Annotated in this window: 26 protein-coding genes; 5 read left to right on the top strand and 21 right to left on the bottom strand. The window is 71.1% G+C overall.

The window, feature by feature from the left end:
- Positions 1-78: 78 nt before the first annotated feature.
- Positions 79-822: an SDR family oxidoreductase gene (locus tag ACTOQ1_RS28740; RefSeq protein ID WP_440071098.1), complete on the bottom strand. Its 744-nt coding sequence runs from the start codon at positions 820-822 to the stop codon at positions 79-81.
- A gap of 311 nt (positions 823-1,133) precedes the next feature.
- Here ACTOQ1_RS28740 and ACTOQ1_RS28735 point away from each other — a divergent pair, with 311 nt between their 5' ends.
- Entirely contained in the window at positions 1,134-2,432 is a 1,299-nt protein-coding gene (locus tag ACTOQ1_RS28735; protein WP_440071097.1) for a DUF2252 domain-containing protein, read from the top strand.
- A gap of 82 nt (positions 2,433-2,514) precedes the next feature.
- Here ACTOQ1_RS28735 and ACTOQ1_RS28730 read toward each other — a convergent pair whose 3' ends face one another.
- The 5 genes from ACTOQ1_RS28730 to ACTOQ1_RS28710 form a co-directional block, all read right to left on the bottom strand.
- On the bottom strand, positions 2,515-3,510 hold the full coding sequence (locus ACTOQ1_RS28730) for an ABC transporter ATP-binding protein (RefSeq protein ID WP_440071096.1): 996 nt from the start codon (positions 3,508-3,510) through the stop codon (positions 2,515-2,517).
- Complete coding sequence (locus ACTOQ1_RS28725) at positions 3,507-4,517, bottom strand: ABC transporter ATP-binding protein (protein ID WP_440071095.1); 1,011 nt, start codon at positions 4,515-4,517, stop codon at positions 3,507-3,509. The genes ACTOQ1_RS28730 and ACTOQ1_RS28725 overlap by 4 nt, the downstream gene beginning before the upstream one ends.
- Positions 4,518-4,616: 99 nt before the next feature.
- Positions 4,617-5,489 (bottom strand): ABC transporter permease, encoded by an 873-nt coding sequence (locus tag ACTOQ1_RS28720; protein ID WP_440071149.1) that lies wholly within the window; start codon positions 5,487-5,489, stop codon positions 4,617-4,619.
- A gap of 137 nt (positions 5,490-5,626) precedes the next feature.
- Positions 5,627-6,676, bottom strand: a complete 1,050-nt coding sequence (locus ACTOQ1_RS28715) for an ABC transporter permease (protein WP_440071094.1) — start codon at positions 6,674-6,676, stop codon at positions 5,627-5,629.
- A gap of 6 nt (positions 6,677-6,682) precedes the next feature.
- The gene (locus tag ACTOQ1_RS28710; protein WP_440071093.1) at positions 6,683-8,596 is read right to left on the bottom strand and encodes an ABC transporter substrate-binding protein; all 1,914 of its coding nucleotides are present in this window, start codon (positions 8,594-8,596) and stop codon (positions 6,683-6,685) included.
- Between the two features lie 238 nt (positions 8,597-8,834).
- On the opposite strand from ACTOQ1_RS28710, the gene ACTOQ1_RS28705 reads away from it, so the two are divergent.
- Complete coding sequence (locus ACTOQ1_RS28705) at positions 8,835-9,596, top strand: SDR family oxidoreductase (RefSeq protein WP_362677700.1); 762 nt, start codon at positions 8,835-8,837, stop codon at positions 9,594-9,596.
- Between the two features lie 196 nt (positions 9,597-9,792).
- Positions 9,793-12,324, top strand: coding sequence for a M14 family zinc carboxypeptidase (locus tag ACTOQ1_RS28700; RefSeq protein ID WP_440071092.1), 2,532 nt, complete (start codon positions 9,793-9,795; stop codon positions 12,322-12,324).
- A 73-nt stretch (positions 12,325-12,397) separates the two neighbouring features.
- Here the strand turns inward: ACTOQ1_RS28700 and ACTOQ1_RS28695 are convergent, their stop codons facing one another.
- The 4 genes from ACTOQ1_RS28695 to ACTOQ1_RS28680 form a co-directional block, all read right to left on the bottom strand.
- A complete protein-coding gene (locus ACTOQ1_RS28695) occupies positions 12,398-13,231 on the bottom strand; it encodes an ATP-grasp domain-containing protein (protein ID WP_440071091.1) in 834 nt (277 codons plus the stop codon).
- Positions 13,232-13,853: 622 nt separating this feature from the next.
- Positions 13,854-14,873 (bottom strand): ferritin-like domain-containing protein, encoded by a 1,020-nt coding sequence (locus ACTOQ1_RS28690; RefSeq protein WP_440071090.1) that lies wholly within the window; start codon positions 14,871-14,873, stop codon positions 13,854-13,856.
- Between the two features lie 131 nt (positions 14,874-15,004).
- Entirely contained in the window at positions 15,005-15,415 is a 411-nt protein-coding gene (locus ACTOQ1_RS28685; RefSeq protein ID WP_440071089.1) for a cupin domain-containing protein, read from the bottom strand.
- Positions 15,416-15,424: 9 nt separating this feature from the next.
- Entirely contained in the window at positions 15,425-16,177 is a 753-nt protein-coding gene (locus tag ACTOQ1_RS28680; protein ID WP_440071088.1) for an SDR family oxidoreductase, read from the bottom strand.
- 73 nt (positions 16,178-16,250) lie between these two features.
- Between ACTOQ1_RS28680 and ACTOQ1_RS28675 the strand changes: the two genes are divergently transcribed.
- Positions 16,251-16,535, top strand: coding sequence for a hypothetical protein (locus tag ACTOQ1_RS28675; RefSeq protein WP_440071087.1), 285 nt, complete (start codon positions 16,251-16,253; stop codon positions 16,533-16,535).
- A 72-nt stretch (positions 16,536-16,607) separates the two neighbouring features.
- On the opposite strand, the gene ACTOQ1_RS28670 is transcribed toward ACTOQ1_RS28675, so the two are convergent.
- The 7 genes from ACTOQ1_RS28670 to ACTOQ1_RS28640 all read right to left on the bottom strand — a co-directional run bounded on the left by ACTOQ1_RS28670 (position 16,608) and on the right by ACTOQ1_RS28640 (position 21,533).
- Positions 16,608-17,291 carry a hypothetical protein gene (locus tag ACTOQ1_RS28670; RefSeq protein ID WP_440071086.1) on the bottom strand — a complete coding sequence of 228 codons (684 nt, stop codon included), beginning with the start codon at positions 17,289-17,291 and terminating at the stop codon, positions 16,608-16,610.
- Between the two features lie 46 nt (positions 17,292-17,337).
- The gene (locus ACTOQ1_RS28665) at positions 17,338-18,252 is read right to left on the bottom strand and encodes an RNA polymerase sigma-70 factor (RefSeq protein ID WP_440071085.1); all 915 of its coding nucleotides are present in this window, start codon (positions 18,250-18,252) and stop codon (positions 17,338-17,340) included.
- An 83-nt stretch (positions 18,253-18,335) separates the two neighbouring features.
- Positions 18,336-18,749, bottom strand: a complete 414-nt coding sequence (locus ACTOQ1_RS28660; RefSeq protein WP_440071084.1) for a ferritin-like domain-containing protein — start codon at positions 18,747-18,749, stop codon at positions 18,336-18,338.
- Positions 18,733-18,963: a hypothetical protein gene (locus ACTOQ1_RS28655; RefSeq protein WP_440071083.1), complete on the bottom strand. Its 231-nt coding sequence runs from the start codon at positions 18,961-18,963 to the stop codon at positions 18,733-18,735. Before ACTOQ1_RS28655 ends, ACTOQ1_RS28660 begins: the two co-directional genes overlap by 17 nt.
- A complete protein-coding gene (locus tag ACTOQ1_RS28650; RefSeq protein ID WP_440071082.1) occupies positions 18,960-19,229 on the bottom strand; it encodes a hypothetical protein in 270 nt (89 codons plus the stop codon). Before ACTOQ1_RS28650 ends, ACTOQ1_RS28655 begins: the two co-directional genes overlap by 4 nt.
- Positions 19,230-19,696: 467 nt before the next feature.
- The gene (locus ACTOQ1_RS28645; RefSeq protein ID WP_440071081.1) at positions 19,697-20,881 is read right to left on the bottom strand and encodes a low temperature requirement protein A; all 1,185 of its coding nucleotides are present in this window, start codon (positions 20,879-20,881) and stop codon (positions 19,697-19,699) included.
- Positions 20,882-21,059: 178 nt separating this feature from the next.
- On the bottom strand, positions 21,060-21,533 hold the full coding sequence (locus tag ACTOQ1_RS28640) for a MarR family winged helix-turn-helix transcriptional regulator (RefSeq protein ID WP_440071080.1): 474 nt from the start codon (positions 21,531-21,533) through the stop codon (positions 21,060-21,062).
- A 93-nt stretch (positions 21,534-21,626) separates the two neighbouring features.
- Between ACTOQ1_RS28640 and ACTOQ1_RS28635 the strand changes: the two genes are divergently transcribed.
- The gene (locus ACTOQ1_RS28635; protein ID WP_440071079.1) at positions 21,627-22,595 is read left to right on the top strand and encodes an NmrA/HSCARG family protein; all 969 of its coding nucleotides are present in this window, start codon (positions 21,627-21,629) and stop codon (positions 22,593-22,595) included.
- 74 nt (positions 22,596-22,669) lie between these two features.
- Here ACTOQ1_RS28635 and ACTOQ1_RS28630 read toward each other — a convergent pair whose 3' ends face one another.
- The 4 genes from ACTOQ1_RS28630 to ACTOQ1_RS28615 all read right to left on the bottom strand — a co-directional run bounded on the left by ACTOQ1_RS28630 (position 22,670) and on the right by ACTOQ1_RS28615 (position 26,546).
- Entirely contained in the window at positions 22,670-23,683 is a 1,014-nt protein-coding gene (locus tag ACTOQ1_RS28630; RefSeq protein ID WP_440071078.1) for a nitronate monooxygenase, read from the bottom strand.
- Positions 23,684-23,915: 232 nt separating this feature from the next.
- Positions 23,916-24,707: an ArsR/SmtB family transcription factor gene (locus ACTOQ1_RS28625; protein WP_440071077.1), complete on the bottom strand. Its 792-nt coding sequence runs from the start codon at positions 24,705-24,707 to the stop codon at positions 23,916-23,918.
- A gap of 125 nt (positions 24,708-24,832) precedes the next feature.
- Positions 24,833-25,738, bottom strand: coding sequence for an SDR family oxidoreductase (locus tag ACTOQ1_RS28620; RefSeq protein WP_440071076.1), 906 nt, complete (start codon positions 25,736-25,738; stop codon positions 24,833-24,835).
- Positions 25,739-25,844: 106 nt separating this feature from the next.
- The gene (locus ACTOQ1_RS28615) at positions 25,845-26,546 is read right to left on the bottom strand and encodes a pentapeptide repeat-containing protein (RefSeq protein WP_440071075.1); all 702 of its coding nucleotides are present in this window, start codon (positions 26,544-26,546) and stop codon (positions 25,845-25,847) included.
- Positions 26,547-26,592: the final 46 nt, after the last annotated feature.

The raw sequence follows: 26,592 nt of genomic DNA, 5'->3' as shown, positions 1-26,592 counted from the left end.
GTCACGGCCCGCGCCCGGACAGCTCGGGAACCGCCCGCGCCGTGGCCGGCCAAGATCGCCGTCCGCAGGGGAGGCGACTCAGCTGAGACCCCCGTTGGCCTGGAGGTTCTGGCCGGTGATCCAGCGCCCGTCGGGACCTGCCAGGAAGGCCACGACGTCCGCGATGTCCGAGGGCTCGCCGAGGCGGGCGAGCGGGGTCATGGCGGCCACCTGGGCCAGCACCGCCTCAGGGTTGGTGCCGCGCAGCAGGTCGGTGTCCGTGGCGCCCGGGGAGACCGTGTTGACGGTGATGCCCCGCTCGCCGAGCTCGCGGGCCGCGACCGCGGTCAGCTGTTCGAGGGCGCCCTTGCTCGCCGCGTAGGGGGCGATGCCGGGCGCGGGGCGGACGGTGTTGAGAGTGGAGATGTTGACGATACGGCCGCCGTCGCGCATGTGCCTGGCGGCGTAGCGGATGGTCAGGAAGGCGGCCTTGGCGTTGACCGCCATGGCGCGGTCGTACAGCTTCTCGGTGGTCTCCGCGAGGGAGATCGGGGTGAAGCTCAGCGCGGCGTTGTTGACCAGGATGTCGAGGCCGCCGAGAAACTCCTCGGCGCTCTCCATCAGCCACTCCGCGGCGCCCCGCTTGCCGAGGTCGACCTGGACGGCGCGGGCGCTCCCGCCCGCCTCCTTGACCGCCTGCTCCACCTCGCCCGCGGACGCGGCGGCGTTCGCGTAGGTGAACAGGACGTTCGCCCCGTCACGGGCGAGACGCTCCACGATCGCCCGGCCGATGCCCCGCGACCCCCCGGTGACCACCGCCGTCCTGCCCTCCAGCACCGCCATGCCGACCTCCGCGCCTCTCCCGTGAGCTCTCAGCCGTCCTTCTGACCCCGTGTCCACGGCGCCGGGCCCCGTGCCCGCCGTACCCGCCGTACCCGCCGCGCTCGCGGTCCCCTCTGCCTCCCGCGGTTCCGGGGTCCCACCGCCGAACCTATGATCGACCGGCGCGGTTGTCGACGCCTTTCCGCCCTCCCGCGACGTCATACGCCCCCGCTCCGAACCGGGCCGGAACAGGACGGGCTCATTGGTACGTTCCACATCCGTGATGCCGCGGATCTGGCGGAGTCCCGGTCCCGCGACCTAACCTGCCCACCATGACCACCGATGGGCGCTCGGCGCACATTCTCGACGTCCTGATCACCGAGTTCGGTGATTCCATCAAGCGTGACCCCGCGGCCTTCCGGCGCAAGTTCCGGAAGATGGCCGCCTCGCCCTTCGCCTTCTACCGGGGCAGCGCCTGCCTGTTCTACGCGGACATGACCGGCGCGTTCGCCGACGACGCCTTCCTGGACGAGCAGACGCGGCGCGTCTGGATCCACGGTGACCTGCACGCCGAGAACTTCGGCACCTACATGAACGCCTCGGGCGTCCTGGTGTTCAACGTCAACGACTTCGACGAGGCCTACGTCGGCCCGTACATCTGGGACCTGCGGCGGTTCGCGGCCAGCGTCGCGCTCATCGGGTACGCCAAGGCGCTCTCGGACGACGTCATCGGCGAGCTGGTGACCGAGTTCGCCCGCTCCTATCTCTCCGAGCTGCACGGCATCTCGGAGGGCGGGGACGACGCGATCGGCTCGCTGACCCTGGACACCACGAGCGGCGTGCTCCACCGGGTGCTGCAGCTCGCCCGGCTGAACACCCGGGTGGCGCTGCTGGACCTGGAGACGACCGTCGAGAACTTCGACCGCAGGTTCGCCGTCATGGACGGCCGCCATCCGGTGGACCGGGAGACCCGCGAGGCGGTGGAGGTGGCCTTCCGCGACTACCTGACGACCCTTCCCACGGTCTCCGCCGTCGAGCACAAGATCAAGGACTTCGCGTTGCGCACCGGCATCGGGATCGGCTCGGCCGGGCTGCCCTCGTACAACATGCTCCTCGAGGGCCACACCCAGGCCCTGGAGAACGACGTCATCCTCTACATGAAACAGGCCCAGGTGCCGGCCGTGGCGCGGCACATCACCGACGAGAAGGTGCACGGCTACTTCAAACACCAGGGCCACCGCACCGCCGAGTCGCAGCGGGCCCTGCAGGCGTACGCCGACCCGTGGCTCGGCCACACCACGCTGAACGGCGTCGGCCAGCTGGTCGCCGAGGTCTCCCCCTACTCGGCCGATCTGAACTGGGGCGACGTCAACGAGCCGGACGAGCTGGCCTCGGTCGTCCGCGACCTGGGCCGGGCCGTGGCCAGGATGCACTCGGTGGCAGACGACGAGTCCAGCCACGACCTGGTCGACTTCTCCACCGAGGACGCGATCGTGGCCGTGATCGGCGGCGACACCGAGGGCTTCACCCGCACTCTCGTCGACTTCGCCCACGCCTACGGGGCACGGGCCAGGGCCGACCACGGGCTCTTCGTCGACCTGTTCAGGAACGGCCGCCTGCCCGGTCTCTGACCCCGGCCGTCCCGGCCTCCGCGAGACACCTCTCCGGCGCGGGCACGCCGTCCGCCCGCATTTCAGTGTCGCTCAGTGCCGCTCAGTGCCGCTCCGCCTCGACCTCGCCCCGGGCGGAGGCGGAGCGGGCCTCGGCGTGGTGGCAGGCGACCTGGGCGGCGGCCGATGACGGCAGGACGGGCAGCGGCCGTGACACGCACAGCCCGTCGACCCCCGTCTCGGCCGCCGCGCCCGAGGCCAGGACCTGGCAGCGTGGGTGGAAGCGGCAGCCCCGCGGGATCCGGGTCGGGTCCGGCGGCTCGCCGCCCAGCACCACGGGCGACGGCGACTCCGGCAGGACCGACAGCAGCGCCTGGGTGTACGGATGCGACGGCGCGGTGAGGATCCGCTCCACCGGCCCCGACTCGACGATCCTGCCGAGATACATCACCGCGACGCGGTCGGCGATGTTCCAGGCCAGCCCGAGGTCGTGGGTGACGACCAGCGCCGACAGGCCCAGCTCGTCGCGGAGGCGGAGCAGCAGCGCGAGGATCTCGCCGCGCACCGACGCGTCCAGCGAGGCCACCGGCTCGTCGGCGACCAGCACCCGGGGGTCGAGCGCGAGGGCCCCGGCGATGACGACGCGCTGGCGCTGGCCGCCGGACAGCTCGTGCGGGTAGCGGTTGAAGAACCGCTCGGGGGGCCGCAGCCCGGCGCGCGACAGCGCCGACGCGACCCGTTCCTCCTCCGCGGGCAGGCGGTGGATGCGCGGCCCCTCGGCCACCGCCTCGTAGACGGTGTGCCGGGGGTTGAGCGATCCCGTGGGGTCCTGGAGCACGAGCTGCACCTCGCGCCGGTGGGCCCGCAGCGCGCGCGAGGAGTAGGCCAGCGGGACCCCGCCGTACAGGACCGATCCCGCGGCGGGCCGCTCCAGGCCGAGCAGTGTGCGGGCCAGCGTCGTCTTGCCGCAGCCGGACTCGCCGACCAGCGCGACGATCTCTCCCCGGCCCACGACGAGATTCACCCCGTCCACCGCGCGGGCGCGGCGCCCGCGCGAGACGAACTCCACCCGCAGGTCCCGCGCTTCGAGCAGGGTCATCGGGTCTCCTCGGGGACGCGGACGTGGACGCACGCGGCGGTGTGCGGCGCCTCGGCGCGGCCCGCGCCGGTACGGTCACCGGCACGGCCCACGGGCCACAGCTCGACCGGCTCCGACGCGCACGAGACGAGCGACACCGGGCAGCGGGGATGGAAGGAGCACCCCGTGGGCAGCCGGGCCGGATCGGGCGGGTCGCCGCCCAGCCCGCTGGGCGCCATCCTGGAGGCGGGGTCGCCGACGGTGGGGAAGGCCCCGGCCAGCGCCCTGCCGTAGGGGTGCCTGGCGTCCCGGAAGACCTCGCGCGAGGGACCGGACTCGACCACGCGGCCCGCGTACATGACCGCCAGCCGGTCGCACGTCGCGGCCAGGACCGACAGGTCGTGAGAGATCATGATCAGGCCGATCCCGTGCTCGGCGATGAGCGAGCGGATCAGCGAGAGCACCTGCGCCTGGATCATCACGTCCAGCGCGGTGGTCGGCTCGTCGGCGACGATCAGGCGCGGGGAACAGGCGAGCGCCATCGCGATCATCACGCGCTGGCGCTGCCCGCCCGACAGCTCGTGCGGGTAGCCGCGCGCCCGCCAGGCGGGCAGGCCGACCTGCTCCAGCAGCTCCGCCGTCCTGCGCCGCGCCGCCGCGCCGGTCGCCATGCCGTGCACCCGCAGCGGCTCGGCGATCTGGTCGCCGATCCTGCGCACCGGGTTCAGGGCGTGCTGGGCGCCCTGGAAGACCAGGGAGGCCGACGCCCAGCGGACCGCGCGCAGTCGCCCCCAGCTCATCGTGAGGACGTCCTCGCCGCCCAGCAGGATCTCCCCGGACACCAGCGCGTCCCTGGGCAGCAGCCGCAGCAGCGACATGGCCAGCGTCGACTTGCCCGACCCCGACTCCCCCGCCACTCCGAGGGCCTCGCCCTCCGCCAGGGCGAGCGAGACGCCCCGCACGGCGGGGACGTCCCCGGCCGCGCTCCGGTAGGTCACCGCCACGTCGCGCAGTTCGAGCAGGGTCACGACACCTCCCGAGGCCACGGGCCGGACGCGGCCGGGGTCCCCGGAGGCCGCGGGTCGAGTACGGTCACGAGTCCTCCCCCGGGTGTGGATCGAGCACGGTCACGAGACCCCCCGAAGGCGTGGGTTGAGTACGGTCTCCAGGGCGCGCCCGCAGAGGGTGAACGCCAGGACGACCAGGATGATGCACAGGCCGGGCGGCAGCACGTACCACCAGGCGCCCGAGGTGGCCGCGCCCCAGTCGTAGGAGCCGCGCAGCATGCCGCCCCACGACACCTGGCCCGAGTCGGCGCCCAGGAAGGCGAGGGTGGACTCGGTGACGATGGCGCTGGCCACCGTGAGGGTGGTGTTGGCCAGGACCAGCGGGGCGACGTTCGGCAGCACGTGCCGGGTCATGACGTGCCAGTGCCCCGCGCCCAGCGCCCTGGACCTCTCGATGTAGGGCCTGGCCTCCACCGCCAGCGTCTGGGCCCTGATCAGCCTCGCCGTGGAGGCCCAGGAGGTCACCCCGATCGCCAGGATGATCGTGGACGCGCCGCCGCCGAGGACGGCCGCGAGGACCAGGGCCAGGACCAGGGCGGGCAGTACCAGGAACCAGTCGGTGACGCGCATCAGCACGGCCGAGGCCCAGCCGCGGAAGTGCCCGGCCGCGATGCCGAAGACCGTACCGATCACCATGCTGAGCAGTGCCGACATGAACCCGATGAGCAGCGAGACCCGCGCGCCCCACAGGAGCATGAGCAGGACCGAGCGCCCGGACTCGTCGGTGCCGAGCGGGAAGTCCACGCTCGGCGGCGCCATCTTGGCGCCCGTCGCCCTGGTCACGTCCATCCCGGACGGGTCGGTGACCAGCGGCGTGACGAGGGCCGCCAGGACGGCGGCCAGCAGGATCGCCGCGCCGTACAGCCCGGCCCTGTTCCCGGCGTACGCGCGGCAGAACCGCACGAACGCGGCGCGGCGGCGCGTCCTGGCGATCGCGCGCGGCGTCCCTGCGCCACCGCCGGCCGCGTGCGGCGTCCCGGTGCCGTCGCCGGCCGCGCCCGGGGTTCCGGCGCCGCCGGTCGCCTCCCCTTTCCCCGGGCCCTCCTGCCTCGTGCCCTCCTCCTTCGTGCTCACGCCGACCTCACCCTCGGATCCAGGACGTGGTAGACCACGTCGGCCAGCGTGTTCATGAGGATCACCGCGACGCAGATGAGCATGAAGGCCCCCTGCATGACCGCGTAGTCGGGTCCCTTGATCGCCTCGACGAACAGCAGGCCGAGGCCGGGCCAGGAGTAGACGAACTCCACCGAGACCGCGCCGCCGACCACGAAGCCGATCTGCATGAAGACCAGGGTCACCGTCGGCAGCAGCGCGTTCGGCACCGCGTGGCGGCGCCGGACGTCGTCGTCGCGCAGACCCTTGGCGCGGGCGGTGGTCACGTAGTCCTGGCCGATCTCGTCGAGCAGCGAGGAGCGCATGACCAGCAGGTACTGCGCGTAGACGACGGCGACCAGGGTGAGGCACGGCAGCACCAGGTGGTGGGCGACGTGCAGGAGGTAGAGCGGCCCGTCCGGCGCGTCGACGTCCTGCATACCCCGGGTGGGGAACATGCCGGGTATCGGCCCCATCCCCGCCGCGAGGACCATGAGCAGCAGCAGTCCCAGCCAGAAGGTCGGCACCGACCACAGGGTCAGCGCGGTCCCCGTGGAGAAGCGGTCGAACCGGCCGCCGTGGCGCCAGGCGGCCCTGGTGCCCTGCCACATGCCCAGGCCGACCGCGACGACCAGCCCGGTGCCCACCAGCAGCAGCGTGGGGCCCACCCGGTCGCCGATGAGCTCGGCGACCGGCCTGCGGTACTCGTACGAGGTGCCGAGGTCCAGCCGCAGGGTTCGCAGCACGAAGTCCAGGAACTGCTCGCCCAGCGGCCGGTCCAGGCCCATCTGCCGCCTGAGCAGGGCGAGCTGCTCCGGGGTGACCGGCACGTCGCGGGTGTAGGCGATGGTGGGGTCGCCGGGGATCAGGCGGAACAGGAAGAACGTCGCGACGATCACCAGCCCGATGCCGAGCAGCGCCCCGCCGAGCTTGACCAGCGCGTAGCGCGCCACGCTCCGGCGGGCACCGCCCTCCTCGTGACCGTCTTCCGGCGACGCCTTCGTCAGCTCGTCCGGCAGGGTGCTCATCGGCCGCTACTCGCGGTCGTCGGCGGTGGCGCGGCGCCGCCTGGTGAAGAGGAAGATCCCGGCCCCGGCGAGCACGGCCGCACCCGCCGCGACGGCCAGGATGACGCCCCCCGTGGAGTCGTCGCCGGCCGGGGCCGCGCGCTCCACCGCCCGCAGGGAGTAGACGGGCCAGTAGCCGCTCCCGCCGTACAGGATGCCCTTGTCCTCCGGGATCGGGGTGATGGAGGCGATCCTGTCCTTGCGGTAGACCTCCAGGTTGTTGGGATAGTAGAGCGCGATGACGGGGGCCTCGGTGTAGAGCCGCTCCTGCATCCGCTTGATCAGGCCGACCCGCGCGGCCCGGTCGAGTTCGGCCAGCTGCGCCTGGTAGAGCCGCTCGAACTCCTCGTCGCAGAAGAACGACTCGGTCCCGCCGCCCTCGCCGCTCGCGGTGGGCCGGCGGCTGCACAGGTGGGTGGCCAGGATCTCCTCGGGGTCCGGGTTGACCGACCAGCCGCTGATCGCGATGTCGTAGAGCGCGGTGCCGCCCGTCTCCTCGGTGAACTTGTTGGCGTCGAGCTTGCGGGTGGTGATCTGGATGCCGATGTCCTTGAGCCAGCCGGTGACGAACTGGGCGAGCTTGTCCTCGACGGGGTCCTCGGTGTGGATGCTGAAGCGCATCTCCAGCTTGCGGCCTCCGCCGGGCATGGTCCGGATCCCGTCGGCGCCCTTGGCGTATCCGGCCTCGTCGAGGATGCGGTTGGCCTCGGCCTGGTCGAAGGTGACGGCCTTGTCGCCCTCGGCCCTCCAGAAGAACTCCCGGTACATCGGCGGGATGATCGAGCCGTCGGCCGGGACGGCGAGCCCGTTCTGCACCTGCGCGACGAGGGTCTTCTTGTCGATCGCGTGATGGATCGCCCTGCGCACCCTGGCGTCCTTCAGCGCGGGGTGCCCGTCGCCGATCGGCTCGCCGCCCGCCGTCTCGGCGCCCGGGTTGAGCTGCAGGTAGCCGGCGCGGCGGCCCTGGGTGTTCCACTGCACGAGGTCGGGGTCACCTCCCAGGGCCTGGAACTGCGGGGGTGCCAGCCGCCCGATCCAGTCGATGTCGCCCTTCCTCAGCCCGGCGACGGCCGCCTCGGGGTTCTCGTAGAAGATGACGTGCAGCTCGTCGATCTTGGGGGCGCCGCGCCAGTACGACGGGTTGGCCTTGAGCTTCACGTAGTTGTTCTTGCTGTGCTCGACGGGGATGTAGGGGCCGCTGCCGACGGCGGGGTAGGTCTCGTTCTCGAAGGTGCCGATGTCGGGCACGCCCTCCCACACGTGCTTGGGCACGATCGGGATCGGCAGCTCCAGCATCGAGGCCTGCGGCTTCCTGGTCTTGATGACCAGGGTCCGGTCGTCGGGCGCCGTCACGGTCTCGAAGTTCTCGACGGCGGGGCCGTTCGCCGTCTTGGCCGCGTCGTCCGTCATGATCTTGTTGAAGGTCCACGCGGCGTCCCCCGCGGTGACCGGCCTGCCGTCCGACCAGGTCGCCCCGGACCGGATCGTGAAGGTCCAGGTCAGCTTGTCCGGTGACGTCTTCCACGACTCGGCGAGGTCGGGGCCGGGCTTCAGGGTCTTCGAGTCGGACACCGTGAGATAGCCGTACGTCCAGCGGTGGATCGACGTCGAGATCAGCCGGACCGCCAGGAACGGGTTCATCGAGTCCATGCTCTGCGTCGCGCCCAGCCGGACGATCTTCTTCGCGGGCTGGGGCGCCCGCGCGGCCGGGACGTGCCGGACGGGAGAGGCCGGAAGCGCGAGAACCCCGGGAGGCGCGGGAGGCGCGGGAGGCGCGGAACGTCCCGGAGGTGACGCGTGCGCCACGGGAAGTGTCGTCGCCGACAGCGCCATCGACAGTCCCAGGCCCAGCACCGCCAGGCGCGCACCCGTTCTGAGCATGCCGTACCCCACTTCCGGATCGGTGACTCCCTGACAACGAAGGCACACCATATGAACGGCGCGTGTCAACGAGGGGTGGAAGATTGTTTCACTCTCGTTTTATTTGGCGACATTATTTTTCAAGTCTTCCCGACAAATCGCCATAAAAGGGACTGTAAATCAGAAATGGGATGCCCAGCGCGCGGAACCGACCGGTTGGTATGGACGGGGTCGCCGGGGGTGCGGCATGCTACAGAACATGACTCTGTTCTCGGTGGAAGGCAAGACCGTCGTCGTCACGGGCGGGTCCCGGGGAATCGGCCGGATGATCGCGGCCGGGTTCGTCGACGCGGGGGCCACGGTTTACATCTCCTCGCGGAAGGCGGCCGAGGTCGGCAAGACGGCCGCCGAGCTGGGGTGCACCGCGATACCCGCCGACCTGTCCACCGAGGACGGGGTGTCCGCGCTGTTCGAGGCCGTCGCGGAGCGCGAGTCCCGGCTCGACGTGCTGGTGAACAACGCCGGGGCGACCTGGGGCGCGCCGCTGGAGGAGTATCCCGAGCAGGCCTTCGACAAGCTCTGGGGGATCAACGTCAAGGGCGTGTTCTACCTGACCCAGCGGTTCCTGCCGCTGCTGCGCGCCGCCGCGAGCCCTGAGGACCCGGCCAGGGTGATCAACATCGGCTCGGTGGACGGCCTCCGGGTGCCGACGATGGAGAACTACGCCTACTCGGCGGCCAAGGCGGCCGTGCACATGCTCACCCGGCACCTGTCCCAGCGGCTCGCCAGGGAGTCGATCACGGTCAACGCGATCGCCCCGGGGCCGTTCGAGTCGAAGATGATGGCCTTCGCGCTCGACGACCCGGAGATGCGCGCGGCGGTCGCCTCCCACGTCCCGATGGGCAGGATCGGCAGCCCCGAGGACATGGCGGGCACCGCGATCTTCCTGTCCTCGCGCGCCGGCGCCTACCTCACCGGGGCCGTGATCCCGGTCGACGGCGGCATCTCCGGCCACGCGTAGGCTCCCCGGCGGCGGGGAGGCCCACCGGCGGGAGGAGGCTCCGGCGGCCCGGAAGACGCTCCAGCAGAAGAGGACTTTTCCCCTATAATCCTCTCAATATTACTTTCAACCACAAAAGCCCCAAAAGCTCCACCCGTAACACAAGTGTAAAATTTCCCCCCTTGCCGTCATTTCTTTCAGATGACAGCTTTACTTCATGCTGAAGCGTTTCAAGGTGATGGCACCGGCCGTACTGGCCGTCGCCATCGCCCTCCCCGCCGGAGCCGCCCAGGCGGAACCCACCCCGGCCGCACCCCCCGTGACCACCTGTGACGCCACCCGGACTCCCCCCGCGTACAACGGCAAGGTGCCGACGCCGAAGAGCGTTCTCGGCTTCGAGCTCGGCGAGCGGGAGGTCACCTCGGCCGAGTCGGACACCCTGCTCACCGCGATCGACAGGGCCAGCGACCGGGTCGTCTCCGGCACCCTGGCCACGAGCGCCGAGGGACGCCCGCTGAAGTACGCGATCGTCGGCACCTCGCACAACATCAGGAACCTGCGCGCGATCGAGACCTCGATCAAGCTGCTGCGCAACCCCCTCACCCCCGCCCCCGCGGCGAAGGTCCTCGCCAGGAACACGCCCGCGATCCTGTGGATCGCCGGAAACGTGCACGGCGGCGAGGAGAGCGGCACCGACGCGGCGCTGAGGACCCTGCACGACCTGGCCGGACGGGACGACTGCGCGGCCAGGCGGATCCTGGACAACGCCGTCGTGGTGATCCTGCCGACGCAGAACCCCGACGGCCGCGAGGCTGACACCCGGCGCAACGCCTACTCGTTCGACATGAACCGCGACTGGTTCGCGCGGACCCAGCCGGAGACCGACGGCAAGATCGAGCTGATGCGCAAGTATCCGCCGCAGCTCTTCATCGACGCCCACGAGATGGGCGGCACCGAATACTTCTTCCCGCCGAACGCCGACCCGTTCTACCACGACATCGCCGAGCCGACGATCGACTGGATCAACAACACCTACGGCGCCGCGATGATCGACGAGTTCACCGGGCGCGGCATCCCGTTCTTCAACCGCGACGTCTACGACATGTTCTACATGGGCTACGGCGACACGGTCCCGACGACCGGGTTCAACGCGGCGGGCATGACGTTCGAGAAGGGGAACGCCTCCCCGATCGCCGCCCGGGCCTTCGAGCAGTGGCTGACCCAGTGGGTCTCGCTCTCCGCGGCGGCGGCCAAGAAGACCGAGATCCTCACCGCCTGGCACCGCATGTACGCCGACGCGCTCAAGCAGGGCCTCGACGGCAAGCTGGAGCCGAACCAGGTCTACAACCCGGGCAACGAGGTCATCACCCAGGTTCCCGACCGCAAGGTCCGCCACTACTTCCTGCGCGCCGACGACCCGGCCAAGAAGGCGGAGACCGAGCTGATCGTGCGGCGGCTCCAGCGCATGGACGTCCAGGTGTTCAAGCTGGCCCTGCCGCTCACGGTCAAGGACTTCAAGGCCTACGGCAGGCCCGAGGCGAGGACCACCCTGCCCAGGGGCACCTACTGGATCCCGATGGCCCAGGGCCAGAAGCACTGGATCCAGGCCATGCTGAACGAGGACACCTACACGCCGTTCCCGTACTTCTACGACGTGACCGCGTGGAGCCTGCCGCTGCTCGGCAACGTCTCCGGCGGGTCCTCCGGCCAGGTGCTGCTGCCCCTCGCGACGCCGGTCCAGCCGGTGGGCGCCCCGTCGGCCAAGGTGACCACCTCCCGCAAGATCGGGGTCCTGCAGCTGTCCGGCGGCACGGCGCAGAACGCCGCCGAGTCCTCCGGCTGGCTCCGGCACCGCCTCGACCGCGACTGGAAGCTGCCCTACACGGTGCTCACCCCGGCCGACGTCGCCGCGGGCAAGCTGACCGGGCTGGACGTGGTGCTCGTGCCGGACGGCTCGGCCAACGCGGCGAACACCGCCCTCGGCGACGCCGGGCGCGCGGCGCTGCGCGACTGGGTCGGCGGCGGCGGGCGCTACGTCGGCTGGGCGGGCGGCACCCAGCTGGCCGTCCTGGCCGGGATCTCCGGCGTGACGCTGTCCGAGCCGACCTCGGACATCCCCGGCTCGCTCTTCAGGACCACCGTGGCCGACGGTCCGCTGAGCGAGGACGTCGGGTCGAGCGTCATGCAGTTCTACGCGTACGACCTGGTCATGCGCGCCGCGAACCCCGCGCACGTGGTGTCCTCCTACCCGGCCGCGAACTCGCCCGACTGGTTCCAGTCCGGTTTCGCGCTGGGCGCCGAGGAGCTCGGCGGGACGGCGGCCGCGGTCGACGAGCCGGTGGGCAACGGTCACGCGGTGCTGTTCGCCGCCGAGCCGAACTTCCGCGCCTTCACCGACGGCACGGCGAAGATCGTGTCCAACGCGATCACCGCCGACCTGCCGTCCGCCTCCGCGCGGGCGCGGGCGCTCGCCCCCGCTCCCGAGGCCTCGCGGGCCGCCGCGGCCATCCCGGACCGCGGGTCGCCGATCCGCGTCACGGTCCCCGCGGCCGACCGCGACAAGGTCGCCGCGGCGCTGAAGGGCTTCGGCGCCACCTGGACCGAGCAGCCCGCCACCGGCGGTGCCGTCCGGTTCACGGTCGCCAACCCCGAGGAGCTCGACCTGCACGAACACTCCTGGGCCCGCAAGCTCCCCGGCGCCCTGCGTACCGCCGGGGTCTCCCCGCTCGCGGTGGTGATGCCGCAGTAACACTTCTTCTCAGCGGTGCGGCGCGCGTCCTCTTCCCCGGGACGCGCGCCGTCGCGTTTCCTACGGGACCGGCTCAGAGCGCCTCGGCCAGGGCACGGGCCAGGTCGGCGGCGGCGCCGGGCGCGTACCGCAGGAACAGGTACGGCTCGGTGAGCTCGACCTCGATGAGAGCCGGAGCCCCGTCGGCCAGGCGGACCAGGTCCACCCGGGCGTAGAGCACCTCGGGAAACTCGCCCAGCACCCGCTCGGCGAGGGCGAGCTGGTCGGGCTCGGGGACACGGAGCTCCCCGTGGTCGTTGCCCTGTTCCGGCTCGCCCGCCCCCTCCACCAGCATCGCGTTGCGCCGGACGGCGTGACTGAACCGGCCGCCGAAGTACAGCAGCGAGGTCTCCCCCTCGGTCTCGACCATGTCCAGGTACGGCTGGATCATCGCGGTCCGCCCCCCGGCGGCCAGCCGGGCCGTGTGGGCCTCGGCCTCCTTCCGGTCCCCTGTCCTGATCGTGTCGCGGGCCCCCGCCGAGATCGAGGGCTTGACCACGTACTCGCCCAGGACGGGAAAGTCCACGGCCTCCCCCGGCCCGACCCAGTAGGTCGGGATGGACGGCACGCCCAGCTCCCGCAGGTAGGTCTTGTCGGTGTTGCGCTCCAGCACGGCCGCCGGATTGAGCAGCCGCGTGACCGACTCCGTCCGGTGGGCCCACGCGAGGAACTCCGCCCGCCGCTCCACGTAGTCCCAGGGCGTACGGACCACGACGGCGTCGAACGCGGCCCAGTCGACCTCGGGATCGTCCCAGCGCACGATCCGCCCGGCGATCCCCTCCTCGGCCCACGCCGCGACGGCGACCTCCTTCTCGTCGTCGACCCCGTCCGGGTCGGCGAAGGTCACGTACGCCACGGAAACACCCACGGAAGCCCCTTACGTCAGCACCAAATCAATAGAAGGCACCTTACCTAGGGCGTCTGCCGGATTACGGGCGGGATGTCGCACATCTCCAGGCTGGACGGGTCCGGACCCCGTACGAACTCGCGCGGTCCGACTGTGGCGACCACGCTGTCCGTGCGTGTTGCGCTGTCCGTGCGCGCTCCGGTGGGCGGGTGCTCCGGCCGGCCGTCTCAGTGACCGGTCTCGTCAGTCAGACCTCCGGCCTGGCGGGCGCGATGGTTACGGATTTTTTATGAGCCGGCCGGAACACCCGCCTACCTCCGCGACAGGACGACGGGGAGCGTGCCCGTCTAGCCGGCCGGAACACCCGCCTACCTCCGCGACAGGACGACGGGGAGCGTGCCCGTCTAGCCGACCGGCTTGACGATCCGCACCCCCACGTTGCCGGCCTCGGCAGGGACGATGATCCACTTGTCGTCTACGTCCGGCTTGGCGATCGGGGCGGCCTACAGGTCGTCGAGGACCTTGCGGGCGCCCTCGGGGCCGAGCTCGTACAGGAACGGCGGCTTCGACGTGGCCTGCGCCGGCTCCCAGGCGGCGGGCTCGAGGATGTGCTTGTTCATGATGTGCCTCCTTTCGCCATGGATCAGCTACGTGCTTCGCGCGGCACGTAGGCGAAGGTGGGACCGGCTCCGCCGGGCAGCGCCATCAGGGCCTGCGCGTGGGCCCTGAGCGTGAACATGGTGCGGGTGGCGTCCGCGAGCCGCCTCGGGTCGCCGTTGAATGCCTGCTCCAGCAGGTTCAGCAGGGTGCTGTAGGTGGTGTCGAACAGATCCTGCGCAGCCCGTACGGCAGTGCCCGGCTCGGCGGGCCGCGGGTTGGGCGTCATCGGGAGCACACCGGCCGGGTCGAGCACGAGCTCCTCCCCTGTGGGCCCGGATTTCGGGGTGTCGCCCCGCTGGTAGCGGCGGCCGAGCTTGAGCTCCTGGAAGCGGTAGTAGTGGGCGACCTCGTCCCTCTCGGGGTGGAAGACGTCCTGGTCACCGTCCCAGACCTCGCCGCGGGCGTTGCCTTCCCCCTGCTCGACGATCTCCTTGAACGCGCCGAGCGCGGACTCCAGGTCCTCGACGGCGAACAGCGATCCGGCAGTGTGACGGAAGCGGGCGCCGCTCACCTGCCGGGCCGGGTCGCCGGAGAAGACCTCCTTCTCGCCGAGCGTGTCGCACAGGTAGCGCAACCCCTGCTCGATCGCCGCGTAGAACTGCCCGATCGTCTCGTAACCGTCGTCCTCCGGCGGCGCGCTCGGCGCCGCCGGCTGCTCCAGGCGCAGGAACATCTCCAGCGCCTCCGGCCCGAACGGCACCAGCGACACCTCCAGATCGCTGTGCGGCAGCTTGCGCGGGTGCGGCGGCAGCATCTGCGGCATGTCCAGGCGCGGCGTGCCGCCGACGGCGTTGAGCAGGTTCGCCGCCAGCGCCAGGTGCAGCATCTCCTCCACGAAGACGCCGCTCACCACCTCGACGGCCGCCGGGTTGCGCTCCGGATCCAGCGAGTACAGCGCGGTCAGGTACGGCGGCAGCGTCGCGTGCTCCAGCTCGATCGCCCACTGCAGGTGCTCGCGGAGGCCGGCGAGCGTGTCGATCCGAACCGGTCGTTCGTGGTTCATTCGTGTCATACCTCGGGTTGTTGGCATGGCGGATCGGACCGCCGGCCGGTGGGCCGGTGGCCTGGTTCGATCCTGGGATCAGGCAGCGATGACGGCAGCCGGTGCCGTCACCCTGTCGGTACTTCGCGGGTTCAGGACGGGCGCGGCGCGCGGCGGTCCTTGCGCTGGGCCAGCTCGGCCTCTTCCACCAGCGTGAACATGGGCTTGCCCGGCTCGCACAGCATGGTGACCGTGAACCGTAGGGGGACGTCGTCACGGTTGTTGCCGTCCTGGTAGTGGATGACGTCGCCACCCGGCTCCCAGAACGCCTCGCCGGCCCGGATCACCCGCTCGGGCTCCCCTTCCAGCTCCATCAGCATCTCGCCCTCGAGCACGACGCCGAAGGCGGGACCCGGGTGGCGGTGCGGAGGCGCGCCCGGGTCTCCGGGCGGGTACTCGATCACCACCGTCATCGCTTGCGCGCCCTCGGGGATGAACGGCGGCTGCGCCTCCTGCAGCACGGTCAGCGCCGTCTGCCACGCGGTCGATCGCGGCTTGTCCATCGCCCGGCCCTACTTCGCGGTGGACTGGTCGAGCCAGTCTTTGTAGGTGATGGTGCCGAGCTGCGCGCCGTCACCGGGCACCAGCGACCGCTCGCCGAGCACGCTGCCGAAGTAGCGCGCCTGCGGGTCGGTGACGACCTCGCGGGTGTCGCCCCAGGCGGCCAGCGCCTTGCGGAAGAACTCGTCCATCTTGTACTGGGTCGGTCCGGCAATCTCGATCCGGCCGTTCAGCGGCGTCCCCACCGCGGTCCTGCCGACCGCCTGGGCCACGTCGTCGCCCGCGATCGGCTGGAACAGCACCGGCGCGATGTGCACCTTGCCGTCGGCTGTGGCCTCGTCGGCGATGCCGCGGTCGAACTCGAAGAACTGGGTGGAGTGCACCAGCGAGAACGGGATGCCCGACTTCTCGATCAGCTTCTCCTGGGTGATCTTCGCCGCGAAGTAACCGTTCTCCGGCATCCGCTCGGTGCCCACGATCGACACCGCGACGTGGTGGCCCACGCCCGCCGCCGCCTCCGCCGCCAGCAGGTTGCCCGTGGAGGTCTGGAAGAACTTCATGACGGCCTCGCGCTCGAACGAGGGCGAGTTCGACACGTCGATCACCACCTGAGCGCCCTGCAGCACCTCGGCCAGGCCCTCGCCGGTCAGCGTGTTGACGCCGGTGTTCGGCGAGGCGGCCACGGCCTCGTGGCCGTGCTCGCCGAGCTTCTTCACCAGCTTCGACCCGATGAGCCCCGTGCCGCCTATGACCACGATCTTCATTACCAGCCCCTTCTGTCTTCCGGGACTCGTGTGCGCCCCGGTCGTCAGCTAAGACAGGGCAGCCCCTTAAGTTGTGACAGGCGGCCTCGTGTTCGAGGGCGACCTGCTTGTTGGTGGCGCCGCCAGCGACGAGCCTGACGATCTGCGGCTCGGAGGCGGTCAGGCCGTCCCAGCCCGCGGCCTGCCTGCCGGACACCGCGCGCGAGCGGCGCTCGCCCAGGCCCTTGAGCCGATCGCGGACGCGGGTGGCGTCGTGCTCGGCCTCGGCCTGCTCGTAGAGCCGCAGGGCGACCTGGCCTGGCCGCTGGCCCGCCCGTGGGAGGAGCTGCCGCCGGTCACGCCGACGCGCGTGGAGTAGAGCGGCTTGAAAACTCCGCCCCGATGTAGTCGTGGTCCGTGGAAAGGATCTGGTCGTTCACCGGCATGCCCTTCAGTGCCAACGCTGGAGTTTGTCGGGGTTGAGGACGATCCACACCGCCGTGACCTCGGCTCCGGCCACGCTCACGCTGACCACCGCCACGGCCTTGCCCGCCCGCCGCAGCACGAGCCCTGCCCTGCCGTTCACCGATCCGATCGCCAGATCGGTTCCGGGCTGGTCGATCAGCAGCGCCGTGACAACCTGTGCGACCGCGTCCACGCCGTAGGACGGCCGTACCGCGACGCGCACCTTGCCGCCGCCATCGCTGACGACGATCGCGTCGGCGGCCAGGACCTCCCGCAGCGCCTCAGTGTCGCCGGCCTGGCAGGCTGCGGCGAACCTGCGAGCCACCCGGTCGTGCCTGGCGAGCATCGCCCGGCCATACCCGACCTGGTACGAGGCCGGACCCGGCACGGGTTGGGACGAGGTCACCGGGCCGCCGGGCATGTGGTCAGGGTCGGTTTCGGGGGCGGCGAGGAGCTCCAGGCAGATGCTTCCCGCTATCCGCGTCAGCCAGGCGCGCGGCTCCGCGATGGCGGCGCGTTCCTCCTGGTCGAGGGCGTACCAGCGGCGATAGGTCTCCTGGACGATGTGGTCGGCCGTGGTGTCCGAGCCGAACATCCACAGGGCGATCTCGAGCAGGTGCTGCCGTTCGTCGAGCATCTCCGCCAGCGACTCGGCGCCCGCCTCGGTCATGGTCTGCCGCCTCCTCCGGGGTTGGCAAGTAAGACCGGACAGCCCGTTACCTTGTGACAAAGCGGCTACGAGACCGCTCGAAGGCCTCGATCTTGATCGGGTTGAGTATCCACAGCAGGTGGTGGATCCCCTCCCTGGAGGCCTCGACGGCGAGCAGGGCGACACCGCTGCCGTCCCGGTTGACGATCACACCTGGCAGGCCGTTCATCTCGACCCACGTGATGGCGGCGCCCGGCCAGAACCACGGCGAGAACGCGGCCACGAACCTGGCCACCCGCTCGCTGCCCAGCACGGGGAACTTCGCCGATCCCCTGATGCCGTCGCCGTCGGAGGAGCTGACGACGTCGGTGGCGAAGAGCTTCTCCAGGGCGCCGACGTTTCCCGTCTGGGCGGCGTCGAGGAAGGTCTCCAGCAGGCGTCGGTGCTCAACCCTGTCGATGGGCTCGTGCCGTACAGCGGTCAGGCGTCTGCGGGCGCGGCTCACGATCTGCCTGACGTTGACCGGGGTGAGCCGGAGGATCTCCGCGATCTGCGGGTAGGGGTAGTCGAAGGCCTCGCGCAGGACGTACGCGGCGCGCTCGGTGGGATTGAGCCTCTCCATCAGCAGCAGGACGGCCAACTCCAGCGCTTCGCCCCGTTCCGCGCCGACGGTGGGGTCAAGGCTGGTGTCGACGGGTTCCGGCAGCCAGGGGCCGATGTAGGATTCGCGCCGCACGCGCGCCGACTGGGCCAGGTTGATGGCCAGCCGGGTGGTGACCAGCGCCAGGAAGGCCGGCGGGTTCTCGATGGTCTCGCGGTCGGTGTCCTGCCAGCGCAGCCACACCTCCTGGACGATGTCCTCGGCCTCGGCCGCGCTGCCGAGCATCCGGTACGCGATGCCGAACAGCCGCGGGCGCAGCTCGATGAAGGCGGACGCCGCTCGACCGAGAGCGTCCGCCTGTTCCGGGGATTCCGCGTTCATGTGCCCCACATCGATTCGCCCGTTGGCCTGGGCAGGGGTTCGTCAGCCTCGCGCGTGGCCGGCAGCCTCGAGGATAGTCGCTGTCACGGCGTCGGGCTGGGAGGCCGCGAGCGCGTGGGAGGTCGGCTTCGATCGTCTCTCCGCCGCGTTCGAGGGCGTAGCTGTAGGAGCCGGAGGGGCAGTGATCGAGGCACCAGCGACAGCTCGAGGTCGCCGTGGGGCAGCTTGCGGGGGTGAGGCGGCAGCATCTGCGGCATGTCGAGCCGCGGGGCGCCGCCGACGGCGTTGAGCAGGTTCGCCGCCAGCGCCAGGTGCAGCATCTCCTCCACGAAGACGCCGCTCACCACCTCGACGGCCGCCGGGTTGCGCTCCGGATCCAGCGAGTACAGCGCGGTCAGGTACGGCGGCAGCGTCGCGTGCTCCAGCTCGATCGCCCACTGCAGGTGCTCGCGGAGGCTGGCGAGCGTGTCGATCCGCGGCTCAGGCAACGTCGTCATCCGGCCGCGAGCCGTTCTCCAGTACCTCGACCGCGTCGCGCAGCACCCGCAGAGCGATCTTCTCGCGCTCGACGTCCGTCGGGTCGTACAGCCACTCGGTGACCGGCTGCCCCATCTCCTCCTCCGGGTGGCTGGCCTCGGCGATGATCAGCTCCTCCTCGATCTCGACGTGGAGCTCGTACAGGAACTCGTTCTCACCGTTCGGGGTGCTCATGTCTCCTCCATGGGTTGTCCGGCCGGCCTGCTGACCGCGTGGATCAGCCGGACGGCGATCTGGCCGGTGGCGAACAGGCGGGCGAAGCGCTCGCCCTGGCGGGCAGCGAGCGCGTAGGCGGGATCGGCCAGCCATGCCAGCGCCGCGGGGCTCGCGCTGCCACGGCAGGCAGCCGGTACCGCATGCCGCTCTCCGAGCAGCTCGACGGCGTCGGCGGTCCAGCCCGCGACATCGTCGGACTCGGCGACCATCGCCAACGCGGTCACAACGACTTCCCCCGTTCAGTGATGTGGCCAGACCGCCAGCTAAGACAGGACAGCCCTGGCACTTGTGACAAGGTCCGGCTACTCGACGAGTTTTCCCACGGTCGAGACCTCACGTATGAGCGCCGTGATCTCGGCGGGAATCGGCGGGATGCTCTCCCGCTCCACCGATCCGGGGCCGGACCAGCGAGGTTGACCTGCAGCGCGGGGTCGAGTTCCGGGTAGTCGGAGCGGTTGTGGCAGCCGCGTTCTCCGGCGCGATGAGACCAGATGTGTGGAACTGCACCAGCTCGGGGTCGCGGACGCGGCAGCCGGCCAGGACGGCCAGGCGGAGGGAGTCACCGGTGTTCTCATCACGCCGGGAGGAGGTGCGCCGCCAGATCCGGGCCCGCCCGCAGCCCGGCCCCTCCGGTCCCGATGACCAGGACGGACGTGGCGATTCTGTTCTCTGATGCGTGCGTGATACTCCTTCAGCTACGTGCCGCCCAGATGGCGACAGCGACCAGCGCGACGCAGGCGGTCGCGATCAGCGCGACCACGGCGGCCACCCCGATCCACGGCGCCGCGAGCGGCGACAACACGACTGCGCCGACGCACCCCGCCACGGCAGTGCGGGGGATGACGGAGTCCGCGTCGACCAGCGCGTGCACCGCCCGGAGCAGGATGAGATACACCCCGACCGGGATGGCGACCGCGTAGCCGATCGCCGTCGGCGATGCCGCCACCTGGCGCCCGCTCTGCTCCACCGCCACCTCGAGCCCGGCGCCAAGAGTCGCCAGCGCGGCGAAGACGCCGAAGTGGCCGTACCCCCACCAGTACGACCGATGACGCCGGTGGCTGAGCCCCTCCCCTGCCTCGACCAGGAAATACAGCCACCACAGGGCGAACAGCAGGACGAGACCGGATCCGGCGATGACGACGAGGGGACCCGCTTCGAGCGCCCCTCCAACCCCTCTGCTCGCGGCCAGGACACTCTCGCCCAGCAGGATGATCGTGAACAGGCCGTAGCGCTCGGCGATGTGGTGCGGGTGCCAGGTGGTTGCCCTGACCCGCTCCGCCCACCACGGCACCGCCAGCTCCAGGACGACCAGGCAGGCGAAGAACGGCAGCTGGAGTGACGCCGGTAGGAGGCCCGCCTCCACGAGAGCGAGCCGGAGCAACCAGCCCAGCTCGACCAGACCTATGCCCGCGGCGTAGCGGAGCCCCGTACGGCGGCTCGCCGGGTCTTCGAACGCGGCCCTCAGCCACTGGGCTACAAGCCCGATCCTCATGATGAGGTAGCCCAGGGTGATGATCCCGTAGTCGGAGTGGCCGACCGCGGCGGGCACGCCGGCGGCGAGGACCAGCACCCCCGCCATCTGCACCATGGTCAGCAGCCGGTAGGGAACGTCGTCGGTGTCGTAGGACGAGGCGAACCAGGTGAAGTTCATCCACGCCCACCAGATCGCGAAGAACACCTGGAGGAACGGGACCAGCCCGGCCAGGCCATGACCTTCAGCGATGGCGTGCGCGAACTGCGCCGTGATGGCCGCGACCGCGACCACGAAGGTGAGATCGAAGAGGAGCTCGAGCTGGCTCGACGCGCGATGCGGCTCGTCGACGGGCCGCGAGCTCATCCTGACCCGGGTCCGGATGGTGGTCCTGGTTGAGGGCACGCTCACGCTCCTGTCGCTCTTGCGGCGTTCGGTTCGCCAAGAAAGACCGGATGGCGTCGCGATCCGTGACAGCTCGTCGCGGCCAGCGCGGCCACCCGGGGGAGCAGGGGTGATCGGGGCACGAACGATCTCCGCTCTCGCCACGCCCAGGGGTGCTTTCCGCGGCGCGGGAGCATGATCACAATGAGCAGTCCCGCTCCCGGTGCTCGTCGAGTGCGCGGAGCACGTCGGCGCAGGCCTGCGCGAAGCCGGCCAGCCGCTCAGGCCCCAGCACGTCGACGAACAGGGCGTGAACCATCTCGGTGTGCTCGGGGACGGCCTTGTTGATCGCCGCGTAGCCCTTGTCGGTGAGCCGCACGTCGGGGTAGCGGCGGTCGTCGGAGTCCACTCGCTCGACCAGCCCGCGTTGCGCCATCCGGGTGAGCTGGTGGGACAGGCGGCTCTTCTCCCACTGGGTCGCGGCGGCCACCTCCGCGACGGGCATCTCCCGCCGCTCCGACTCCGTGAGCCGGACCAGGACCTCGAAGTCGGCCGCGGACAGGTTGCACTCGCGCTGCAGGTGCTGCTGCAGGTGCGAACCGAGGTGCTTGGCCATTTCGATGTACGTGCGCCACATCCGGTCGGCCTCGCCGAGTTCCTGTTCCCATCCCATGACGCCACTCTACTCGTTGCTTGACGTATCAACCTGGCGCTGTATGGTGGCCGGGTTGATACATCAATCTGAACACGTGAGGGTTTTGTCGCTATGAGCGAGCAGCAGATCATCGCCGTGGTGGGTGCGACCGGATCGCAAGGGGGCGGGCTGGTCCGCGCGATCCTCGACGATCGCAGTGGGCGGTTCGCCGCGCGAGCCCTGACCCGGGACCCGGGTTCGGCGCGTGCCAGGGAGCTGGCCGCGCTCGGGGCCGAGGTCGTCGGGGCCGATCTCGACGACGCGGACAGCCTGCGCAAGGCGTTCGACGGCGCCCACGGCGCCTTCGTGGTGACCAACTTCTGGGAGCCTCGCACGCCCGAGGAGGAGCGGGCGCGGCCCGCGACCACCAAGGAGCAGGAGCAGGCCGGCAACGCGGCGCGGGCGGGACAGGAGGCCGGCGTACGGCATTTCGTCTGGTCCACGCTGTCCGACACCCGCGGCTACTTCCGGCCGGGCGACGGGACGCCGAGCTTCGAGGGCTCGTACAAGGTGCCGCACGCCGACGGCAAGGCCGAGGCCGACCGGTTCTTCCTGGAGTCGGGCGTGCCCACCACCTTCCTGCAGGCGAACGTCTACTACGAGGCGTTCCGGGACATGTTCGCGCCCCGGCGTGACGAGACGGGCGCGCTGGTGCTGCCGCTCGGGTTCGGCGAGGCGCGGGTGGCCGCGCAGGCCGCGGAGGACGTCGGCAGGACCGCGCTGGGGATCTTCCACCACGGGATCGGGATGGCCGGCAGGCGGGTGAGCGTCGCCGGGTCCGTGCTCACCGGCGCGCAGTACGCCGCCGCGCTGAGCCTGGCGCTCGGCGAGCCCGTCACCTACCAGGCGGTCAGCCCCGACATGATCCGGGCCGCGGGGTTCCCGGGCGCGGGCGAGGTCGGCAACATGCTCCAGTACCTGATCGCGGCCGCCCCGGACATCGCCGAGCTCATCGACGTCGAGCTGCTGCGCGAACTCAACCCGAGGCTGCAGTCGTTCGACACGTGGCTAGCCGCCCACCGCGACACCGTCCCGCGCTGACCGGCATCCGCCCCCTCCACGCGCGTGGTCGCCCCGGGTAACGTCGCGGAGCCGTGTCACATCGGAGGCCGTTGTCAGATCGCGGACAGGTCCACGGCGATGTCCGCCGCCGGCGCGTTCCGTGCCCGGCTCCAGGAGGTCCCGGCCCACAGGTGCAGTACCTCGGCGTCCCCGCCGGCCGCTGCGGCGCGCCGCAGCGGCGCCGTCAGGTGGTGGAGCTGCGGATAGGCCGCGGGTGCCCGTCCGGAGTACTCCGTCATGAACCGGTTGAGCAGGCCGCGCGCCGGACGTCCGGTGAAGGCCCTGGTGACGGCGGTGCGGGTGAAGCGGGGATCGGTCAGCGCCGCACGGTGGACCGCGCTTGCGCCGCTCTCGGGGCAGAGCAGGAAGGCGGTGCCCGCCGCTGCCGCGACCGCTCCCGCGGACAGGACCCGGGAGACGTCGGCGGCCGAGGTGACACCACCGGCCGCGACGAGGGGAAGCCGTGACGCCTCCCGTACCCGGGACAGCAGGCTCTCCAGGCTCATCGCCTCGGCGTCCGCGTTGGTGAACGACCCACGGTGGCCGCCCGCCTCCTCGCCCTGGACGCACAAAACGTCGGCGGCCGAGGCCAGCCGCGCCTCAGCCGCCGACGTCACCGTGACCATCACCGTGGTCCCCCTGTCGCGGAACGCCCGGATCAGCTCGTCCTCCGGGCAGCCGAACGTGAAACTCACCACCGCGGGCGGGTCCGCCAGCAGATCCGCGACCTTGGCCGGGAAATCGTCGTCGCCTCCGCGCGGGACCCCCAGGTCGGCGCCCAGCCGCAGCGCCTCCCCCTCGATGACCCGCGCGTAGGCGTCGATCTCGGCCTGATCGACGTCGTCGGCCGTGGGCATGAACACGTTCACCCCGAACGGACGGGAGGTGAGCTCGCGCGTCCGCTCGATCTCCTGGCGCATCTGCGCGGCCGTCTTGTAGCCGGCCGCGAGAAAGCCCAGGCCGCCGGCTTCGGACACGGCCGCGGCCAGTTCGGGCGTGGACGCCCCACCGGCCATGGGAGCCTGCACGACCGGAAGCCTGAACGGCCACGGCGCCGGATCGGACATCGGCATCTCCTCCCCCGGCACCCTCGTGGCCTTGCCACCGGCGCCGCGACGGCGAACGGGACCCGGCGGCCGACCACCCGGGCACACCACGGGCGGTGTCCCCGTCGTCTCCGGCGTCTCCGTCAGGCTCTGGAAGCCTATGCCACCGCCCGGCGCCACCTCGCTCCAGGTCAGGCGGCCGGGGCGGTCGCCGACGGCACCTCGTGACGTCGTGGAGCCCTGATCGGGGAGGTCACGCGTCGTCCGGCAGCGGTTCGCCGGTCTCCAGCAGCGACTTCAGGCTCGCCAGCACGTTCGGCCAGCCGTGGCTGACCATCTCGGCCATGCTCGATCCGGGCTCGAAGTCGTCGTGCACGATGGTGAGCTTCACGACCTGCGCGGCCTCCTCGATCGTGAAGGTGACCTTCGAGCGGGCCTCGCCGGACAGCCGGGCGAGCAGCTCCTCGTCCCAGTCGAAGCGCTTGGCGAGCTCCGGGGTCATGGTGTGCCAGGTGTAGGAGAGCCGGCTGTAGGGTTCGGCCTCCAGCACGACCTGCTCCGGGTCGCTGATCAGCACGCCGTGGTTGTCCCAGGTCATCGGCGAGCCGACGGACCAGTCCGTGGTGAACTCCGTGGACCAGTAGCGGCGGGTGAAGGCGGGCTCGGTCAGCGCCTGCCATAGCTTCTGCGGGGTGGTGCGGATGTAGGTGGTGTAGACGAAGGTCGGCGCGTCCATCGGGGTCTCCTCCAGGGCGAGTTTCAGGTCCGCCAGGGCCTGGACCCTGGCGCGGTCGTAGCGGCTGATCCACCGATGGGCGATCTCGTGCACGGGCGCGGCGTTGAGGTAGTGCAGCTTCTCCCGGCCCCGCCGCACGGTGGCGACGAGCCCGGCCTCCTCCAGCACCGCGAGGTGCTTGCTGACGGACTGCCTGGCCATGTCGAGTCCGGCGCACAGCTCGCGCAGCGTCTGCCCGTTGCGGGCGTTGAGCGAGTCGAGCAGCGCGCGCCGGCTCGGATCGGCCAGCGCCTTGAACACCTCGTCCATGCCCGCCCTCGTACCCAGGTTGCCGCTCGTCGATATGCAGCCTTTCGGCTGCCTTTAACTTAGGCAGCCAGATGGCTGCATGTCAAGACGCGCGGCCACGAGGGACGGACCATGTGTCAAAGGCGCTAAGCCCCGCGAACCGGTTCCGGGCCGGGGGCGTCGACGAGGAGCTTGGCGACGGCGTCGCCGATGTCGGCGGGGTCCCAGCGGGCGCCCCGGTCGGCACGGGGACCGTGCCGCCAGCCGCCGGCGAGGGAGACGGCACCGCCCTCGACCTCGAAGACCCTGCCGGTGACGTGCCGGGATCCGGCCGAACCGAGCCAGGTCACCAGCGGCGCGATGTTGGCCGGGTGCGTGGCGTCGAAGCCGTCCGCCGGCCCGGCCGTCGTCGTGGTGAGGGCCCCTTCGGTCATCCGGGTGCGGGCGGCCGGGACGATCGCGTTCACCGTGACGCCGTAGCGGCCGAGCTCCGACGCGGCGACCCGGCTGAGCGCCACGACGCCCGCCGCGGCCGCGGAGTGGTTGCCCTGGCCGACGCCGCCGAACAGCCCCGCCCCGGAGGAGGTGTTGATCACCCGGGCGTCCACGGGGTCGCCCGCCTCCGAGCGCTCCCGCCAGTGGGCGCCCGCGTGCCGCAGCGGCAGGAAATGGCCCTTGAGGTGGACCCGGATCACGTCGTCCCAGTCCTGCTCGGTCATCGAGACCAGCATCCGGTCACGGACGAACCCGGCGTTGTTGACCAGGACGTCCAGCCGCCCGAAGGCGCTCAGCGCCGTCTTGACCAGGCGGGCCGCGCCACCCCACTCGGTGACGTCGTCGCTGTTGGCCACGGCCCGGCCGCCCAGGTCGCGGATCTCCTCGACCACCTCCAGGGCCGGGCCCGCGGAACGCCCGTCGCCCTCGCGGCCGGTGCCGAGGTCGTTGACCACGACCCTGGCTCCCTGCCTGGCGAACTCCAGGGCGTGCTCCCTGCCGATGCCGCGCCCGGCGCCGGTCACGATCACCACACGCCCGTCACAGATCCCGCCCATGCCAGGCCCCTTTCGCCGCGATCATGCAGAGTTTCCCGGCTGTTCACCTTTCATGTCTAGATGCGATCTTTAACCGATACGGCGAAGCCCCAGGGGCCCCGAGCCGTCAGTTCACGGTGAGGCCGCGGGCGGCGAGGATCAGGGCGGCCTGCGTGGGGCTGACGACCGCTCCGCGCAGCGACCGGAGCCGGGTGTCGTCGACCTCGCCCAGGTCGGCGCCGCGCAGGTCCGCCTTGGTGAAGACCGTCTCGACGATCCGGGCGCCGATCATGCGACAGTCCTCGAACACGGTCTTGGTGAAGTCGCAGCCCGACAGGTTGGCGTCGTCGAAGCGGACGCCCCGCAGATGGAGGTCCCGGAACGAGCAGCCGGTGAGGTCGGCCAGCGCCAGGTTGGACCCGTCGAACCGGTAGCCGGTGCCCCGGCAGGCGGACAGCACCGCACCGATCATGCGGCAGCCGGTGAAGGTGACGTCGGTGAGCAGGGCCAGCTCGAAGCGCGCGCCCGACAGGTCGACGTCGGTGAAGGTCGCGTCGACGAGCTCGGCGTTCGCGAACCTGAGCCCCGCTCCCCCGCCGCCGGTGAAACGCGCCCCGTCCAGGTCCGCGCGGCGGAAGTCGGCCCCCTCCAGCACGCACTTCTCGAACGAGGCCTCCACCAGCGACGCCCCGGCGAGGTCCGCGCCGGTGAGATCGCACTCCCTGAACACGTAGGGCCCGTCACCGGTCAGATGATCGCCGAGCGAGAGCCCCGCCAGATCGACCCCGTGGATCTCCCGCTGGTCCGCCAGCAACTGCGCCGCATTCATCCCGCGATTCAAGCAGCCCGCCCCGACAGAATCCCGGCCGCCCTCC

It is taken from the genome of Streptosporangium sp. OZ121 (genome assembly GCF_051918885.1).
Classification (GTDB): Bacteria; Actinomycetota; Actinomycetes; order Streptosporangiales; family Streptosporangiaceae; genus Streptosporangium.
Note: the sequence above shows the minus strand (reverse complement) of the source record. Positions and strands in the feature narration are given on the sequence as shown.

What these genes read in the sequence shown, in the direction of transcription:
- ACTOQ1_RS28740 (WP_440071098.1), bottom strand. Translation starts at nt 822, where the DNA reads ATGGCGGTGCTGGAGGGCAGGACGGCGGTGGTCACCGGGGGGTCGCGG.
- ACTOQ1_RS28735 (WP_440071097.1), top strand. Translation starts at nt 1,134, where the DNA reads ATGACCACCGATGGGCGCTCGGCGCACATTCTCGACGTCCTGATCACC.
- ACTOQ1_RS28730 (WP_440071096.1), bottom strand. Translation starts at nt 3,510, where the DNA reads ATGACCCTGCTCGAAGCGCGGGACCTGCGGGTGGAGTTCGTCTCGCGC.
- ACTOQ1_RS28715 (WP_440071094.1), bottom strand. Translation starts at nt 6,676, where the DNA reads ATGAGCACCCTGCCGGACGAGCTGACGAAGGCGTCGCCGGAAGACGGT.
- ACTOQ1_RS28710 (WP_440071093.1), bottom strand. Translation starts at nt 8,596, where the DNA reads ATGCTCAGAACGGGTGCGCGCCTGGCGGTGCTGGGCCTGGGACTGTCG.
- ACTOQ1_RS28705 (WP_362677700.1), top strand. Translation starts at nt 8,835, where the DNA reads ATGACTCTGTTCTCGGTGGAAGGCAAGACCGTCGTCGTCACGGGCGGG.
- ACTOQ1_RS28700 (WP_440071092.1), top strand. Translation starts at nt 9,793, where the DNA reads ATGCTGAAGCGTTTCAAGGTGATGGCACCGGCCGTACTGGCCGTCGCC.
- ACTOQ1_RS28690 (WP_440071090.1), bottom strand. Translation starts at nt 14,873, where the DNA reads ATGAACCACGAACGACCGGTTCGGATCGACACGCTCGCCGGCCTCCGC.
- ACTOQ1_RS28685 (WP_440071089.1), bottom strand. Translation starts at nt 15,415, where the DNA reads ATGGACAAGCCGCGATCGACCGCGTGGCAGACGGCGCTGACCGTGCTG.
- ACTOQ1_RS28680 (WP_440071088.1), bottom strand. Translation starts at nt 16,177, where the DNA reads ATGAAGATCGTGGTCATAGGCGGCACGGGGCTCATCGGGTCGAAGCTG.
- ACTOQ1_RS28670 (WP_440071086.1), bottom strand. Translation starts at nt 17,291, where the DNA reads ATGACCGAGGCGGGCGCCGAGTCGCTGGCGGAGATGCTCGACGAACGG.
- ACTOQ1_RS28665 (WP_440071085.1), bottom strand. Translation starts at nt 18,252, where the DNA reads ATGAACGCGGAATCCCCGGAACAGGCGGACGCTCTCGGTCGAGCGGCG.
- ACTOQ1_RS28660 (WP_440071084.1), bottom strand. Translation starts at nt 18,749, where the DNA reads ATGACGACGTTGCCTGAGCCGCGGATCGACACGCTCGCCAGCCTCCGC.
- ACTOQ1_RS28655 (WP_440071083.1), bottom strand. Translation starts at nt 18,963, where the DNA reads ATGAGCACCCCGAACGGTGAGAACGAGTTCCTGTACGAGCTCCACGTC.
- ACTOQ1_RS28640 (WP_440071080.1), bottom strand. Translation starts at nt 21,533, where the DNA reads ATGGGATGGGAACAGGAACTCGGCGAGGCCGACCGGATGTGGCGCACG.
- ACTOQ1_RS28635 (WP_440071079.1), top strand. Translation starts at nt 21,627, where the DNA reads ATGAGCGAGCAGCAGATCATCGCCGTGGTGGGTGCGACCGGATCGCAA.
- ACTOQ1_RS28630 (WP_440071078.1), bottom strand. Translation starts at nt 23,683, where the DNA reads ATGTCCGATCCGGCGCCGTGGCCGTTCAGGCTTCCGGTCGTGCAGGCT.
- ACTOQ1_RS28625 (WP_440071077.1), bottom strand. Translation starts at nt 24,707, where the DNA reads ATGGACGAGGTGTTCAAGGCGCTGGCCGATCCGAGCCGGCGCGCGCTG.
- ACTOQ1_RS28620 (WP_440071076.1), bottom strand. Translation starts at nt 25,738, where the DNA reads ATGGGCGGGATCTGTGACGGGCGTGTGGTGATCGTGACCGGCGCCGGG.
- ACTOQ1_RS28615 (WP_440071075.1), bottom strand. Translation starts at nt 26,546, where the DNA reads ATGAATGCGGCGCAGTTGCTGGCGGACCAGCGGGAGATCCACGGGGTC.